Source organism: Roseovarius salis (assembly GCF_044472985.1).
In the GTDB taxonomy this organism is placed as follows: domain Bacteria; phylum Pseudomonadota; class Alphaproteobacteria; order Rhodobacterales; family Rhodobacteraceae; genus Roseovarius; species Roseovarius salis.
In genome coordinates this window covers 43739-58856 of sequence record NZ_JBISDG010000013.1, presented here as the reverse complement: position 1 = coordinate 58856, position 15118 = coordinate 43739, and the positions used below count along the sequence as shown (strand labels likewise).

The window sequence follows — 15118 nt, the reverse complement described above, 5'->3', positions numbered from 1 at the left end:
GGCCAACGGGCACGGAAGCCGGTTGCCGTGCCCGGATTCCGGGATTGGACTCGGGGCGAGAAGCGGGCACACTCCGCCACGTCAATGGAGTTGGATGATGGCCGATCTGGAGAAACGGATAGCGCAGGGCCGGGGCGACGCGCCCGCCGACCGCGTCCTGCGAGGGGGGGAGGTCCTTGACCTCGTGACAGGGGCGCGCATCCCTGGCGACGTGGCGATCTGCGGGGATACCATCGTCGGGATCGGCATGGACTACGAGGGGCAAGACGTGATCGACGTGACCGGCCTGACGCTGGTGCCCGGCTTCATCGACACGCACCTGCATATCGAAAGTTCGCTGGTCACCCCGTTCGAGTTCGACCGGTGCGTGGCACCGCGGGGCGTGACCACTGCCATATGCGACCCGCACGAGATCGCCAACGTGATCGGACCGGCAGGCATCCAGTACTTCCAGCAGGCAAGCGAGCACACGATCATGGACATCCGGGTGCAGCTGTCTTCCTGCGTGCCGTCCACGGACATGGAAACCGCCGGGGCCCGGATCGAGGCCGACGATATTGCCGCGCTGCGCGGCCATCCCTCGGGGATCGGTCTGGCGGAATTCATGAACTATCCCGGTGTCATCCACCGCGACCCCGGGGCGATGGCCAAGCTGCGGCTTTTCGAGGGCGCACATGTCGACGGTCACTGCCCGATGCTGTCGGGGCGAGACCTCAACGCGTATTGCGCCGCCGGTATCCGCACCGAGCACGAGGCGACGACCGCGCAGGAGGCGCGCGAGAAACTGCAGCGCGGCATGCGCGTGCTGATCCGCGAGGGATCGGTGAGCAAGGATCTCGATGCGCTGCAGCCGTTGCTCACGGACAATACGGCGCCGTACATGTGCCTGTGCACCGATGACCGAAACCCGCTCGACATCGCCGAGCACGGGCATCTCGATTACATGATCCGCCGGCTCGTTTCCCTGGGATGCTCGCCGCTGGCGGTCTACCGGGCCGCATCGCTTTCCGCGGCGGAAGCCTTCGGGCTGAAGGATCGCGGGCTGGTGGCGCCGGGCTACAGGGCGGATATCGTCGCGGTCGGCACGCTGGAGGCATGCGATGCCAGGATGGTCCTGTGCGGCGGCGTCAGGGCCGACGCGGCGGCGTTCGCCGCGCGCGAGGAGATACCGGCGGTCGGGCGCGCATCGGTCAAGGCGCCGCGCGTGCAAGCCAGTGATTTCCGGATGGCGGGCAACAGGGAAGAAACGGATGTCATCGGGATCATCGAGGGCAAGATCATCACCGATCACCTGTCGGAGCGCGTGGAAATCACCGATGGCGACAAGCGGCCGGACCCGGCGCGCGACCTGTCGCGTATCGCCGTGATCGAGCGGCACGGCCGCAACGGGAACATCGCAACGGGGTTCGTGCGGGGGTTCGGCCTGCGGTCGGGCGCGATCGCGTCGACCGTCTGCCACGACCATCACAATATCGTCTGCGTGGGCGCGGAGTACGATGACATGGCGCTGGCCGCGAACCGGCTGTCCGAACTGGAGGGCGGGTTCGTCGTTGCGCGTGACGGGGCCGTTCTGGCCGAACTGGCCCTGCCGGTGGCGGGGCTGATGAGCCTGGAGAGCTTCGAGACCGTGCGCGAGCACTTGTCGCGCCTCCGGGAGGCTGCCAAGAGCCTCGGCGTGGCGTTGCAGGAGCCGTTCCTGCAGATGGCCTTTCTCGCGCTGCCGGTCATCCCTGCCCTCAAGATAACCGACCGCGGGATGGTCGACGTCACGAAGTTCGAGATCATTGGCTGACGCCCTGGCGGGCAGGACGCTCAGAACGCCTTGAAGGTCAGGGTCGTCTCGGTGCGTTCGATCCCCTCGATATCCAGCAGGTTCTCGTTGATGTAGTGGCCGATATCCGCCCCGTCGGGGATGTAGAGCTTCATCAACAGGTCGAACGGCCCCGACGTGGAATGGAGTTCGGAATGGATCTCGCGGAGCGCGATCTCCTCGGCCACGCGGTAAGACGTGCCGGGCTTGCACCGGATGTTCACGAAGACGCAGCGCATGGTGTTCCTCCTGTGATGTCGCTCCATTAGTCGCGCGTTTCGACGCGGATGGAAACGGGAAATTGCCGTCGTTGCCCCGCTAACGGGTGATCTCTATCAGCGTGTCCGACCGGCCGTGTTCGATCACCAGATCAAAGAGTGTTTTCGCGTTCGCGGGATGCAGGCGGATACACCCAGCCGAGGCCGGCCGTCCCAGCCGGTCGGTCTGGTCCGTCCCGTGGATGGCATAGTTGCCCGAAAAGAACAGCGACCACGGCATCGGGGCACCGTTGTAGAGCGTCGAATAGTGCATCCGTTTCATCGACTGGACGTAGAACAGCCCCGTCGGCGTGACCTTGCCCGCGCGCGCTGTCGAAACGGGCCAGCGATGCACGGCCCGGCCGTCGATGAGCACCGTCATTTGCTGGTCCGAAAGGTCGATCCGCGCCACCAGCTCGGTCGCCGCGCCGGGCAGGGGCGCCAGCATGATGGCGAGGACGGCCAGCCAGCGCATCAAACGGTCAGGTGCCGCGCGCGCGCCCCCCGCTCTATCGCGGCGGCGTGCAGCCGGTCGATATTGAGCTCGAACCTGATTTCCTCGAGCAGGCGCAATTCGCTGTCGGTCAGCGCGCCATCCGCGGCGGCCACGTCGCAGGCCAGTGCATACGCCGTCTCGAAAAGCTGTTCCGGCAGGTTGTCGCGGATCAGCCCGAACAGCGCGTCGAGCCCGTCCTCGACGCTGAAGAGATCAAAGACGGTCTGGGACATCAGCCGCATCCGGTCGAGATCGTAGGTGGCGAAAATCGGCAGGTGGTTGACCATGCTTTCGATTTTCACCAGCTCGGAGGTGCGTATGTCCTCGTCGGAGGCCGACACCGCGATCATGACCGCGAGCAGACAGTCCTGTGGGCTCAGCGGATGCGGGATTTGATCGTTCATGGGGATCCTTCCGGGGCAGGTGTTGCAGTGCAGAATATTGACTGTCCAGCGCCGCGGCAATAGGAACCCTCGCGACTTTCGCGCGTATCCCCGCGCGGAAACACGGAACCGGAGACACCCAATGTCAGAGTTGCGCGACGCCGCCCTGAATTCCAAAGCCTGGCCTTTCGAGGAAGCGCGCCGCATTCTCAAACGGTACGAAACGGCGCCGCCCGAAAAGGGGCATGTTCTTTTCGAGACGGGTTATGGCCCGAGCGGGCTGCCCCATATCGGGACATTCGGCGAGGTTCTGCGCACGACGATGATCCGCCGTGCCTTCGAGGTGATCTCGGACATTCCAACGCGGCTGATCTGCTTTTCGGACGATCTCGACGGGATGCGCAAGGTCCCCGGCAACGTGCCGAACCGCGACATGATGGCCGAGCACCTGCAGAAGCCGCTGACGAGCGTGCCCGACCCGTTCGGCACACATGAGAGCTTCGGCGCGCACAACAACGCGATGCTGCGCCGTTTCCTCGACACCTTCGGTTTCGATTACGAGTTCGTCTCGGCCACGGATTTCTACAATTCCGGGCGGTTCGACGAGGTGCTGCTGCGTGCCTGCGAGCGATACGACGACATCATGAAGGTCATGCTGAAATCCCTGCGCGAGGAGCGTCAGCAGACCTATTCGATCTTCCTGCCGCTGCACCCCGAAACCGGCAAGGTGCTTTATGTTCCGATGAAGCAGGTCAACGCGCGCGATGGGACGGTGACCTTCGACGACGAGGACGGGCGCGAATGGACGCTGCCCGTGACCGGCGGCAACGTGAAGCTCCAGTGGAAGCCGGATTTCGGCGCGAGGTGGGCGGCGCTCGGTGTCGATTTCGAAATGTACGGCAAAGACCATTCCACCAACACGCCGATCTATGACCGGATCTGCGAGATCCTCGGGCACAAGGCGCCCGAGCACTTCACCTACGAGCTTTTCCTGGACGAGAACGGGCAGAAGATCTCGAAGTCCTCGGGCAACGGGATCAGCATCGATGAGTGGCTGAGCTACGCGTCGACCGAGAGCCTCAGCTATTTCATGTACCAGAAGCCGAAGACGGCAAAGCGGCTCTATTTCGATGTCATCCCCAAGGCCGTGGACGAGTATCACCAGCAACTACGCGCCTATCACAAGCAGGACGCGGCACAGCGCGTGAACAACCCGGTGTTCCACATCCACGCGGGGAACGTGCCGCAAAGCTACATGGTCGTGCCCTTCGCGATGTTACTCAACCTTGCCTCTGTCGCCCATGCGCATGACAAGGAAACGCTGTGGGGATTCATCCGGCGTTACGCGCCGGATGCCAGCCCCGAGACGCATCCGGACCTCGACAGCGCGGCCGGCTTCGCGCTGAAATACTACGAGGATTTCGTGGCGCCCGCCAAGACCTACCGCGCGCCGACCGAGCAGGAGCGCGAGGCGCTGATGGCGTTGCGCGACCAGCTCGCCGCCTATGACGGGCCGGTGGAGGACGAGGCGCTGCAATCCATTGTCTATGCTGTCGGGCGCGATCGGTTCGACCCCCTGCGCGACTGGTTCCGGGCGCTTTACGAGGTGCTTCTGGGCGCCAGCCAGGGGCCGCGCTTCGGCGGGTTCATCGCGCTTTACGGAGTGGAGGAAACCGTCGGGCTGATCGACCGGGCGCTCGCCGGGGAGCTGGACTGAGACGGGCGTTGCCCGGACGTCGGCGCCTTGCTAGGCTTCCGCCAAAACAGGAGGGCAGGGCATGCGTGGCAAGGTATTGATTCCCCTTGGATTGACGGCGGTCGTCATGGCCTGTGCCGTCACGTCCATGCCCGAGCCGTCCGAGGGGCGGCAGATCTATGTCGAGAACTGCGCCCAGTGCCACGGGCCCGGTGGGCGCGGCGACGGGCCATGGGCCGCGTCCTACGATCCGCCGCCTTCCGACCTGACGCGGCTTTCCCGCGATGGAGAGTTTCCCCGGACCCACGTGCTGAGCGTGATCGACGGCTACGACCGCACCGGCCTGCCGGGCAAGGAGATGCCGGAATTCGGCGCTTTGCTGGAGGGGGACACGGTGCCGGTGGATACCGGCGATGGCGTCCTGACCCCCACGCCGCGCCCGCTGGCGGCGCTGATGGTCTATCTGGAGAGCATCCAGCGGCCCTAGGGTCGGGGCCGTGGGCTGGCAACAGGCGGACGATCAGACCGGCGTCAGCGGCAGATGCCTTCCGTTTGCGCACCCCGCCAGGGCAGGATCACCTTGTCGGGGATGGTCAGCCGGCCGAGGGGAAAGGCCTCGCGCAGCATCGCCGCCATCCGGCGGGTGCGCGGCGCGTCGGGGTCCAGTGCGGCGCAGCAGACGTATTCCTCCACGATGCTGGCCTGCTGCTCGTAACCGTGGTCGAGGAAATCCGCGCGGCTTTCCACGTCGAAGAGGTAGGGATCGGCGCTGCGCGTATGCTCGGAAAACGAGCGGAACGGCGAATAGCCGGTCCTGCCGCGGTTCTGCCATTGCCAGACATGGGTGATCTCGTGCGCCAGCAGCATCGCGTGCACGAGGCTCATGACCTCCGGGTATCGCGGCAGGAAATCGTCCTCGTACCAGTCATGTGCAAAGAAGACGCGGTTGTAGAGCACCACCGCCGCGGGCGAGACTGTCACCGTCTCGCCCCGCGGTTCCGGCAGGAGGCGCTCGCGGCAGGTCAGGCGCGGGCGGCGGGGGCGCGGATAGCTGGCCTCGCCGATGAGCGCGCCGTCATGCAGCCGGATGCGCGAGACGTCGATGCTGGCCCCGTGGATCTGGGTGGCAAAGCTCTTTTCCGCGGGCGTCAGGGGGCGCCCGCAGGCGGCGAGCAGCAGGCAGAACAGGAGGATGGCGCGGCGCATGGGCTGGAGCGTAGCAAGTGTTCACGAGGCCGGGTAGAGGGTGCGCGCGGCGAAATGCGCCCGACGCGGGACAGCCGCGCGATGGCCAGACCGAGGGATGGCGATGCGGCGTATGGCCGGGGCGCTTTATGGCGCCGTGTTCGGTGGGATTCCGGGCAGCGCGCTTGCGGCGATCAAATCGCCAGCCCGTCGCACCAGAGGTGCGGGAGTCATGGTCGGCACGCCCCCGGCGTGACGGGCGGTCTGGCGATCGCGCGGCGGCGCGCTTTGCGCGCCTTGAGTCCGCGCGGTGTAATCAATTTTCCAAAAATTAAATATCTTGCACGGGTTCCTCACAAAATTGGAGTAAAGCTCGAGTAATATGATCCGCATGTTGGAGCATTTCGTTCACATCATCTGGGGCGATCGGCATTGTTGCAAACTCTCTCGACTTTTTGTCAAAGTACGACACTTGAAGTTGAGAGTGATGTGTGACAATTCCATGCACTGCTTTGTGGCGATTATCTACAAACCTATAAAGGTAAGGGCGTAATTTCTCAAAGTAGCTGCTCCATCTGTGATCTTCAGGGAGCTTGTCCGAAATCTCTTTAACTGCGCTAATAAGTTCTCGAGTGCTCATGAGAGACAGCTCAGAATATCGTGCTCTGAGTTCTTCGCCTTCTCGACCTTCTACCGTCAAAATGGCGCGAATTAAAAGCTTCTCAATTCGAGCACATAACTGAACATAGTTTCCGATGGCAAAAATGATGTTGGCCGGAAGTTCATTTTCTACGACTGTCGGCTCAGGCACACTCACACATCCAGCTCCGCCACGAACCGCGCGTTCTCCGAGATATACTGGAACCGCAGTTCCGGTTTCTTCCCCATCAGCCGCTCCACCAGGTCGCCGGTCTCGCCCGGCTCGTCCTCGTCGATGGTCACGCGGATCAGGCGGCGGGTTTTCGGGTCCATCGTCGTCATCTTCAGGTCCTTGGCGTCCATTTCACCCAGCCCCTTGAAGCGGCTCACCTCGATCTTGCCCTTGCCGCCGAGGCCCTTTTCCAGCCACGCGTCGCGCTCGGCCTCGTCGAGGCAGTAGACGCGCTTTGCCCCCTGCGTCAGCCGGTAGAGCGGCGGGCAGGCGAGGTAGAGGTGCCCGCCGTCGATGAGCGGGCGCATCTGGCTGAAAAAGAACGTCATCAGCAGCGAGGCGATATGCGCGCCGTCCACGTCGGCATCCGTCATGATGATGATCTTGTCATAACGCAGATCGTCGATGTTGAACTTCGTCCCCAGCCCCGTGCCAAGTGCCTGCGTGAGGTCGTTGATCTCCTGGTTGGAGCCGAGCTTGGAGCTGGCCGCGCCGAGCACGTTGAGGATCTTGCCCCTGAGCGGCAACAGCGCCTGCGTCTCGCGGAAGCGGGCCATCTTGGCCGAGCCGCCTGCCGAATCGCCCTCGACGATGAACAGCTCGGTCCCTTCGCGCGCGGAGGTGGAGCAGTCCACCAGCTTGCCGGGCAGGCGCAGCTTCTTGGTGGCGGACTTGCGGCTCGTCTCCTTTTCCTGCTTGCGGCGCTGCCGCTCCTCTGCCCGGAGCACGAGAAAATCGAGGATCGCGCCCGCGGACTTGGTGTCGGAGGCCAGCCAGTTGTCGAAATGGTCGCGCACGGCGTTCTCGACCAGCTTTTGCGCCTGGGTCGTGGCCAGCCGGTCCTTGGTCTGGCCCACGAACTCTGGCTCGCGGATGAAGCACGACACCAGCGCGCAGCCCCCCGCCATCAGGTCCTCGCGCGTGATCTGGGCGGCCTTGCGGTTGTTCACCAGCTCGCCATACGCCTTGATGCCCTTGAGGATCGCGGCCCAGAACCCGGCGACGTGGGTGCCGCCCTCGGGTGTGGGCACGGTGTTGCAGTAGGATTGCAGGAAGCCGTCGCGCGAGGGCGTCCAGTTGATCGCCCATTCCACCTTGCCCGGGCTGCCGAAGCGTTCCTGGAAATCCACCGACCCGGCAAAGGGAGCCTCGGCGTAGGTGGCGGCGCCGCCGAGCGTTTCGCGCAGGAAGTCCGACAGCCCGCCCGGAAAGTGGAACGTGGCCTCCATCGGCGTGTCGCCGTCCTCGATCGCCGATTTCCAGCGGATCTCGACACCGGAGAAGAGGTAAGCCTTTGACCGGATGGAGCCGAACAGGCGCGCGGGCTTGAATCGGTGAGAGCCGAAGATCTCGGCGTCGGGGTGGAAGGTGACGGTGGTGCCGCGGCGGTTGGGGGCCTGTCCGACCTGCTCCAGCGGGCCCTCGGGCTTGCCGCGGGAAAAGCGCTGCTCGTAGAGCTTACGGTCGCGGGCCACCTGCACCACCATCGAATCCGACAGCGCGTTGACGACGCTGGCCCCCACCCCGTGCAGCCCGCCGGATGTCTGGTACGCCTTGCCCGAGAACTTGCCGCCCGCGTGCAGGGTGCACAGGATCACCTCCAGCGCGGATTTGCCGGGGAACTTGGGGTGCTCCTCGATGGGGATGCCGCGGCCGTTGTCGCGGATGGTGATGGAATGGTCGGCGTGCAGCTCCACCTCGATGCGGGTGGCGTGGCCGGCCACGGCCTCGTCCATGGAGTTGTCGAGCACCTCGGCCACGAGATGGTGCAGCGCCCGGTCGTCTGTGCCGCCGATATACATGCCGGGGCGCTTGCGAACGGGGTCCAGCCCCTCCAGCACCTCGATGTGGGAGGCGTCGTAGTCGGAGGACCCGGAGGCGGAGAGAAGATCGTCGGCCATGCGCTGCTGCTCATTTGTTGGTTGTTGCCGCGATTATGACAGAGCGCCCGGGGCGGGGAAAGGGCCTGCCGGCCCGCGGCGCGTCAGGCGTCATCCTCGAGCAGTTCGCGGAATTCGCGGCCGAACCGGCGATAGGCCTGCGGGTTCCGGTTCCACAGGTGCCGGTATATGGGCAGCATGCCGTCCGTATCGCCCGCGGCCATCCGGTCGATATGCCCGGGCTTGGGGCCGTGGAAATGAATGATCCGGGCGTCCGGGCGATCGCCCCAATAGGGCTTCCAGTTCAGCCGGTGCGGCAGGCGCGTGTGGCGCCAGCGGAAAAAGGCGTTGTAGCAGACCTGGTCATGCCCGGTGGGCCAGCGCCCCGCGCCGATACGGGCGCGGATCATGGCGTCGAAATCATCATGCACCGCGCGCATGCCGGGCAGGTTGAGAACCATGACGCCGCTGTTGAAATGCGGCCAGCGCCAGCGAAACCGCTCCGGCGCGGCGGCAAGGGTGCGCGGCCGGCGCGGCATGTCGGGATGGGCGCGGAAGAGCACGTCGATATCGGTATAGAGCACGACCGGCTCCTCGTGTTCGACCAGCGGAATGTCGACGCGCAGCCAATGACCGCTATAGGTGTCGTATGCATCGCCGTAGCCACGCCGCAGCGCGTCCGCGAGGCTGGAGGTGTGGCGCACGACGCTGGCGCCAAGGGATTCAAGGCGCGCGGCATGTCTGTCTTCGGGGCCGTCATAAAGGCACACCGGCGTCAGCCGCGTGTTGCGCAGGCAGGACCGCACAGCCACCTGCACCAGCGGCCAGGACTGCTCGAACCCCTTGGCGTTGAGACAGAAATACCATTTTCGGAGCGGGACGTCGGACATGGTAACGGGGTCTTTTCTGGCGAAATCTCGGCTTCTGGGGCGTGCGCGCCCGGTTCCCGGTTTCGTCTGGGCCATGCGTGCGTGGGGCAGCTTTCTGCCGCGGGGGGCGAATGTCAATGCGGGGCAGGGCGATCACCCGCCCGCCGTCTGGCGGAGATACCGCGCGCACCCCGCGAGCGCGAAGTCGTCCGAGGTGATGACCGACACCGGCACCTGGCGGACGATATCGGTGTACGGGCCGCGGGCCTCGAACGTATCGCGAAACCCCAGGGCCGGCAGGTGCCGTGCCACGGCGCGGGCGGTTCCGCCGCTGAGGAAGATGCCACCCATCGGCATGTGGTGGAGCGCGAGGCTGCCGGCGACGGTTCCCAGAAGGCGGGCGAAAAGGTCAAGGGTGTCGCGCGCGTCCGCCGCGCCTGCCTCGTGGTCGGCGACGACCTCTGCCGCCGTGCGGCGCGTGCCGGTGACCCATTCGTGGATGTTCGCAAGGCCCGGCCCCGACAGCGCCGCCTCGACCGGCAGGTGGGGGTGCCGCGTGCGCAGGTGATCCAGTAGCGCCGCCGCCCGGCCGGTGACGTGCGGCAGCGCGGAATGGCCGGATTCGGCGGCGGGCACGAAGAGACTCCCGCCCGTCCGGTGTACCGCCGCGGCATTGCAGCCCGTGCCGAGGTTCAGCACCAGCCGTGGTGCGTTTTGCGGCGCGGAATGACCGTGAAGAACGGGTGTCACATGCTCGGCCGGCAGGTCGTCGAGCGCGTGGCCCTGCGCCTGAAGGTCGTTGATCAGGTACACCGCGGCCGTGCCGGTGGCGCTGCGCACCTCCGGAGCCGCGATGAACCAGTCGTGATTGGTCAGTTGCGCGGTGTCCCCCCGCACCGGACCGGCCACCGCCGCGCAAAGAGCGGCCACGCCCCCGGGGCGCAGCGCATCGAGATAGGTGGCCAGAAGCGGCGCAAGCCCGGGGAAACCGCTGTTGCGGAACGCGCGGATCGTATCGGGCATGATACCCCCGGCATCGGCCAGCGCCACGCGTGTATTGGTGCCACCGACATCGGCCAGCAGCTGCCGCTCAGCCATCCCGCCAACGCGCCGCTGTCTGCCGCGCGGCCTGTGCCAGCATGAGGACGTCGATGCCGACCGCGAGGAACCGTGCACCCCAGTCGCGATAGCTCAGTGCCGTTTCGTGGTCCGTGGCCAGTATGCCGCCCGCCTTGTCAGATTCCGCCATACGGCGCAGGGCGTCCCGGATGACCGTCCGCACCTCGGGCACGGAACTGTCGCCAAGATGTCCCATGTCCGCCGCGAGGTCCGAGGGGCCGATGAATACACCGTCCACCCCCTCGACCGACAGGATATCGTCGAGCGCGTCCATGCCTGCGCGTGTCTCGACCTGCACCAGCAGGCACATCTGCGCGTTGGCAGTGGCGATATAGTCGGGGATGGCGGAAAACCGGGACGCCCGCGCCAATGCCGCGCCCGAGCCGCGGATGCCGTCGGGCGGGTAGCGCATGGCGCGCACCAACCCGCGGGCCTCGTCGGCGCTTTCCACCATCGGGATCAGCAGCGTCTGCGCGCCGGCATCGAGCACCTGCTTGATCGCCCATGTCTCGCCCATGGGCAGCCGCACGACGGGCGCGCAGTGGTGCGCCTCCAGCACCTGGAGTTGCGCCATGATCGTGCGCAGGTCGTTTGGCGCATGCTCGCCGTCAATCACCAGCCAGTCGAAGCCGGCGGTGGCCAGCATCTCGGTCGCGTAGGGGTCGGCGAATCCCGCCCAGCATCCATAGAGCGTTCCGCCGCGTGCGAGCGCGGACTTGAACCGGTTTGCAGGGGCGGGCATGGGCTCTCCTCTTTCGTCTTGGCAGCACCGTAACCCTGTTGTTCACTGGAGGTCCATGATCCAGCGGGGGTGACGGTGAAACTTAAATTGCATCACATCAATCTCGCTACCGACAAGGTGGCGGAAATGGACGGCTTCTATCGGCGGGTGCTTGGACAGGCGCGCGCGGTGGAGGGAGTGCCGGTTCTGGAAAAAGACAAGGGTTATGCCGGCGACGTGGCGTTCCTGACGGATGGTGCCATCCAGACCCACATCGCGCAACGCGACCTCGGGGCGGGATTTGCCACGGGCCATGTCGTCAACCCGGTGGAGCGGGGCCACATCGCCTTTCGGACCGACGATCTCGACGCGTTCAAGGCGCACCTTGAGTCCCGCGGCATTCCCTACTCCGACTGGGGCAACGCGGCGGTTGCGGGCTGGCGGCAGATATTCTTTTACGATCCGGACGGCAACGTGATCGAAGTCCACGAAACCGGGGAGGCGGCAGCATGAAGGCGAGGCTGCATCACATCAACCTGTCCACCGACAACGTCGAGGAAATGACCGGGTTCTACCGCGATATCCTCGGGCTGGAGGTGACCGACGAGGACGTGCCGGCGCTGCGCGGCGACCCGGCGGTCTATGCCGGCGATGTGGCCTTTCTTTCGGACGGGCACATGCACCTGCACATCGCGCGCAAGGACGTTCAGGCCGGGTTTCGCACGGGCCAGATCGTCAACCCGGTGATGCGCGGGCACATAGCTTACCGCACCGAAGACCTTGCCGCGTTCGAGGCGCATCTGGAGGCCGAGGGCGTGCCCTTCTCCGACTGGGGCGAATCCGCCGTGGCAGGGTGGCGCCAGATCTATTTCCACGACCCCGAGGGCAACGTCATCGAGGTGCACGAGGTGGCGTTGTAACGGGGTTGCGCCACCGGGGCGCGGTTGCACGGGTGTCCGGCACGGTTGACAGATTTCCGCGGAGTTCACACCTGAGGTGGTGAAAGACGTAATTTAACCCACGGATAGAAAAGCAGTTTTCTTGAAAGGAGGACTTATGACCACCGCGGAAAACGACACGGGCCTGCAGATCGAATACCCCGATTGGGGCTGGAAAGGTATGGCCGCCCTTGGCCTGTTGATGGTGATTGGTGGCGTTGTCGCGTTTCTGAACCCGTTCGCGGCATCGCTGACAGTCGAGGTCGTGGCCGGCGCCGGATTCCTCGTGGCGGGTCTTGTCCAGCTCTGGCTGGCGGTGACCGACTCCGCCAAGGAGACACGTGATCGCTGGCTGAGCGGCGGGCTGGGCGCGCTGCTGGTGGCATTGTCGATCTCGCTGGTGTTGAATCCGCTTGCCGGGCTCGTCACGCTGACGATCGTGGTGGCGGCATTCTTCGCCATGATGGGCGGTCTGCGCGTGGCCATCGCGCTGCGCGAGCGGCCCGAGGGCAGCTGGGGCTGGATTCTCGCGGCCGGGCTGATGTCGCTCGCGCTGGCCATCGTGATCGTTCTGGGCCTGCCCGCTTCGGCCGCCGGAATCCTGGGCATCCTGCTGGCCGTCGACCTGACGATGTCCGGCGCGATGACACTGGCGTTGGCAAGACACCTTTACAAGAAGGAAATCGGCTGACGCACCGGCCGTTCGCGGCCCTCGCCCCGCCCGCGCCAAGGACGGTGCCGGGCGGGGTTTACTTTTTCGCCGGATTGCCGTTCTGCTTGCGGCATGAACGATCATCTCAAGGGCCTTCTCGTCACCTCGCTGGGTGTGCTGTTCGTCGTACCGGACTCGCTCTTTGTCCGGTTGATCGAGGCGCAGCCGATGGTCACCGCTTTCTGGCGCGGCATGACCTCGGGCCTGATCATCCTGCTTGGGTTGCTGGCGGTGCAGGGGCTGCGGGGTTTTTCACTCGTGCTGCGCAGCGGGTGGCCCGGGGCGATCTACATGATCCTGATAGGGTTCACCGCCCCCGGCTTCGTGCTCGCGGTCACATACACCAGCGTTGCCAACGTCGTTTTCATATTCGCGTCCATGCCCATCTTCTCGGCCGTGTTCGCCCGCATATTCCTCGGCGAACCGATCAGCCGCCGGGTGGTGATGACCATGGCCGCGGTGATGGCCGGGCTGGGGATCATCGCCTACGGCTCGGCCGAGAACGAGATCGCCTCGTGGAAGGGTGACATTTTCGCCTTAATGGTCTGCGCGGCCTATGCCGGGGCACTGACGGCGGTGCGGGGACTTCGCAAGATCTCGATGGTGCCGGCGATCCCGCTGGCCTATATCGGCGCGGCGCTGGTGATCTGGCCCTTCGTCCAGCCCATCCCCGCGGCCGAGACGCAATGGCCCCTGTTTCTCGGCCATGGGGCGTTCATCGCGGTGGCCACCTGCCTGATGACGCTGGGACCGCGCTATATCAGCACGCCGGAGGTGGCCTTGCTGATCCTGCTGGAATCCGTGCTCGCGCCGCTGCTCGTCTGGGCCGTGGTGGGCGAGGACCCGGGGCGCTGGGCCATCTTCGGCGGCGTGGTCGTCGTGGGGGCGCTGGTGGTGTCCAACATCGTGGCGCTGCGCCGCCGCCGGATGGCCTGACGCCCGTGGTGGTCAGAACTCCACCTCGACGCCCGGCAGATGCAACGTCTTGATGAGTTCCCGCAGTTCCTGCCGGGCCGCGATGTTGGAGATGTTGAGCTGTTTCACTCCGATATCCTTGAGGTCCAGCAGCGTCAGCCCGCGCGGGAAGAGTTCGCGGAAGATGACCCGTTCGTGGAAACCGGGCGCTGTGCGGAAACCGATGCGCTTGGCGAGGTTTTCCAGTGCCTTGGCCATCTTTTCCTTGTTGACCATCTGCTGTGCGCCGAGGCGGTTGCGCACCACCACCCAGTCGATGGGCTTCAGCCCCGCCTGCGCGCGCAGCTGGCGCGCGTTCCAGACCATCTCGGAATACACGGAAGGGCCGAGGATGGTCTGCCCGTCGCTGTCGACATGCGCCAGCAGGTCGAAATCGACGAAGCTGTCGTTGAGCGGGGTGATGAGCGTGTCTGCAAGGCTGTGGGCGACCTGGCTGAGCCGCGTGTGAGAGCCGGGGCAGTCGATCAGTATGAAATCGCTGTCGGGCTCTAGATCGGCCACGGCGGCCGACAGGCGCCGGTCATAGATGTTTTCGCCCGGCTTCAGCGATGTCTGGTCGATCTCCGGCAACTCGTGGAACCGCGGCCCCGGCAGCTCCAGCCCCGATTTTTCCGTGAACCGCGTGCGGTTGGCGATGTAGGTTCCCAGCGTCTTTTGCCGCAGGTCCAGGTCCAGCGCGCTGACCTTGTATCCCAGCCTTGCCAGCGCCGCGGCCACGTGCATGGAAACCGTCGACTTGCCCGCGCCACCCTTTTCGTTGCCCACGACGATGATGTGCGCCATGTGGTCTTGCCCTTCCTTACCGGATCGTACGCTCCGGTGTATCCCCGGCGACACCATATGTTGTGTGACGCGCGCCGTGAAGCGGGACATGCGCGTTCGTACGGGAGTATTGCATTTACGCCATCCCGTGGCGGCGGCCGGAACGAAAAACGCCGCCCCGGAGAGCGGCGTTTCGTGGCGCGGATCGTGGTCTGCCGATCAGAAGCCCAGGCCCGCGTACTTGTTCTTGAACTTGGAGACGCGGCCGCCCGCGTCGGTCAGGCGGTGGCCGCCGCCGGTCCAGGCGGGGTGGGCCGTCGGGTCGATGTCCAGCGACAGGGTATCCCCCTCGTTGCCGTAGGTCGACCGCATCTGGACGACCGTGCCATCGGTCATCTTGACGTCGATGAGATGGTACTCGGGATGGATGTCTTTTTTCATGGC

The 15118-nt window shown here is 65.3% G+C and carries 18 protein-coding genes; 7 read left to right on the top strand and 11 right to left on the bottom strand.

From position 1 onward, the window contains the following. Window positions 1-97 precede the first annotated feature (97 nt). Window positions 98-1792: an adenine deaminase gene (gene ade / locus ACH13J_RS07210; protein WP_397542646.1), complete on the top strand. Its 1695-nt coding sequence runs from the start codon at window positions 98-100 to the stop codon at window positions 1790-1792. Between the two features lie 20 nt (window positions 1793-1812). Here the strand turns inward: ade and ACH13J_RS07205 are convergent, their stop codons facing one another. The 3 genes from ACH13J_RS07205 to ACH13J_RS07195 form a co-directional block, all read right to left on the bottom strand. Then, window positions 1813-2049: an Lrp/AsnC ligand binding domain-containing protein gene (locus ACH13J_RS07205; RefSeq protein ID WP_397542645.1), complete on the bottom strand. Its 237-nt coding sequence runs from the start codon at window positions 2047-2049 to the stop codon at window positions 1813-1815. Between the two features lie 79 nt (window positions 2050-2128). Then, window positions 2129-2542: a L,D-transpeptidase family protein gene (locus ACH13J_RS07200; protein ID WP_397542644.1), complete on the bottom strand. Its 414-nt coding sequence runs from the start codon at window positions 2540-2542 to the stop codon at window positions 2129-2131. After that, window positions 2542-2967 carry a tellurite resistance TerB family protein gene (locus tag ACH13J_RS07195; RefSeq protein ID WP_397542643.1) on the bottom strand — a complete coding sequence of 142 codons (426 nt, stop codon included), beginning with the start codon at window positions 2965-2967 and terminating at the stop codon, window positions 2542-2544. The genes ACH13J_RS07200 and ACH13J_RS07195 overlap by 1 nt, the downstream gene beginning before the upstream one ends. A gap of 121 nt (window positions 2968-3088) precedes the next feature. On the opposite strand from ACH13J_RS07195, the gene ACH13J_RS07190 reads away from it, so the two are divergent. Together ACH13J_RS07190 and ACH13J_RS07185 are read left to right on the top strand one after the other, a co-directional pair. Then, on the top strand, window positions 3089-4663 hold the full coding sequence (locus tag ACH13J_RS07190) for a lysine--tRNA ligase (RefSeq protein ID WP_397542642.1): 1575 nt from the start codon (window positions 3089-3091) through the stop codon (window positions 4661-4663). A 61-nt stretch (window positions 4664-4724) separates the two neighbouring features. Next, window positions 4725-5129: a c-type cytochrome gene (locus ACH13J_RS07185; RefSeq protein ID WP_397542641.1), complete on the top strand. Its 405-nt coding sequence runs from the start codon at window positions 4725-4727 to the stop codon at window positions 5127-5129. Between the two features lie 44 nt (window positions 5130-5173). On the opposite strand, the gene ACH13J_RS07180 is transcribed toward ACH13J_RS07185, so the two are convergent. The 6 genes from ACH13J_RS07180 to ACH13J_RS07155 all read right to left on the bottom strand — a co-directional run bounded on the left by ACH13J_RS07180 (window position 5174) and on the right by ACH13J_RS07155 (window position 11308). Then, a complete protein-coding gene (locus ACH13J_RS07180) occupies window positions 5174-5848 on the bottom strand; it encodes a hypothetical protein (RefSeq protein ID WP_397542640.1) in 675 nt (224 codons plus the stop codon). A gap of 310 nt (window positions 5849-6158) precedes the next feature. Further along, window positions 6159-6638: a hypothetical protein gene (locus tag ACH13J_RS07175; protein WP_397542639.1), complete on the bottom strand. Its 480-nt coding sequence runs from the start codon at window positions 6636-6638 to the stop codon at window positions 6159-6161. Between the two features lie 2 nt (window positions 6639-6640). Further along, window positions 6641-8599, bottom strand: a complete 1959-nt coding sequence (gene parE / locus ACH13J_RS07170; protein WP_397542638.1) for a DNA topoisomerase IV subunit B — start codon at window positions 8597-8599, stop codon at window positions 6641-6643. An 83-nt stretch (window positions 8600-8682) separates the two neighbouring features. Beyond that, a complete protein-coding gene (locus tag ACH13J_RS07165) occupies window positions 8683-9468 on the bottom strand; it encodes a hypothetical protein (RefSeq protein ID WP_397542637.1) in 786 nt (261 codons plus the stop codon). Window positions 9469-9600: 132 nt separating this feature from the next. Continuing rightward, the gene (locus ACH13J_RS07160) at window positions 9601-10545 is read right to left on the bottom strand and encodes a glucokinase (RefSeq protein WP_397542636.1); all 945 of its coding nucleotides are present in this window, start codon (window positions 10543-10545) and stop codon (window positions 9601-9603) included. Next, complete coding sequence (locus ACH13J_RS07155; protein ID WP_397542635.1) at window positions 10538-11308, bottom strand: aldolase/citrate lyase family protein; 771 nt, start codon at window positions 11306-11308, stop codon at window positions 10538-10540. The genes ACH13J_RS07160 and ACH13J_RS07155 overlap by 8 nt, the downstream gene beginning before the upstream one ends. A gap of 75 nt (window positions 11309-11383) precedes the next feature. Here ACH13J_RS07155 and ACH13J_RS07150 point away from each other — a divergent pair, with 75 nt between their 5' ends. The 4 genes from ACH13J_RS07150 (at window position 11384) to ACH13J_RS07135 (ending at window position 13873) form a co-directional block, all read left to right on the top strand. Further along, entirely contained in the window at window positions 11384-11800 is a 417-nt protein-coding gene (locus tag ACH13J_RS07150; RefSeq protein WP_397542634.1) for a VOC family protein, read from the top strand. Next, window positions 11797-12207 carry a VOC family protein gene (locus ACH13J_RS07145; RefSeq protein ID WP_397542633.1) on the top strand — a complete coding sequence of 137 codons (411 nt, stop codon included), beginning with the start codon at window positions 11797-11799 and terminating at the stop codon, window positions 12205-12207. The genes ACH13J_RS07150 and ACH13J_RS07145 overlap by 4 nt, the downstream gene beginning before the upstream one ends. Before the next feature lie 136 nt (window positions 12208-12343). Then, complete coding sequence (locus ACH13J_RS07140; protein ID WP_397542632.1) at window positions 12344-12916, top strand: DUF308 domain-containing protein; 573 nt, start codon at window positions 12344-12346, stop codon at window positions 12914-12916. A 93-nt stretch (window positions 12917-13009) separates the two neighbouring features. After that, window positions 13010-13873, top strand: coding sequence for an EamA family transporter (locus ACH13J_RS07135; RefSeq protein ID WP_397542631.1), 864 nt, complete (start codon window positions 13010-13012; stop codon window positions 13871-13873). Window positions 13874-13885: 12 nt separating this feature from the next. On the opposite strand, the gene ACH13J_RS07130 is transcribed toward ACH13J_RS07135, so the two are convergent. Together ACH13J_RS07130 and rpmE are read right to left on the bottom strand one after the other, a co-directional pair. Beyond that, complete coding sequence (locus ACH13J_RS07130) at window positions 13886-14695, bottom strand: division plane positioning ATPase MipZ (protein WP_397542630.1); 810 nt, start codon at window positions 14693-14695, stop codon at window positions 13886-13888. A 198-nt stretch (window positions 14696-14893) separates the two neighbouring features. Then, a complete protein-coding gene (rpmE, locus tag ACH13J_RS07125; protein ID WP_397542629.1) occupies window positions 14894-15115 on the bottom strand; it encodes a 50S ribosomal protein L31 in 222 nt (73 codons plus the stop codon). Between the last annotated feature and the right edge of the window lie 3 nt (window positions 15116-15118).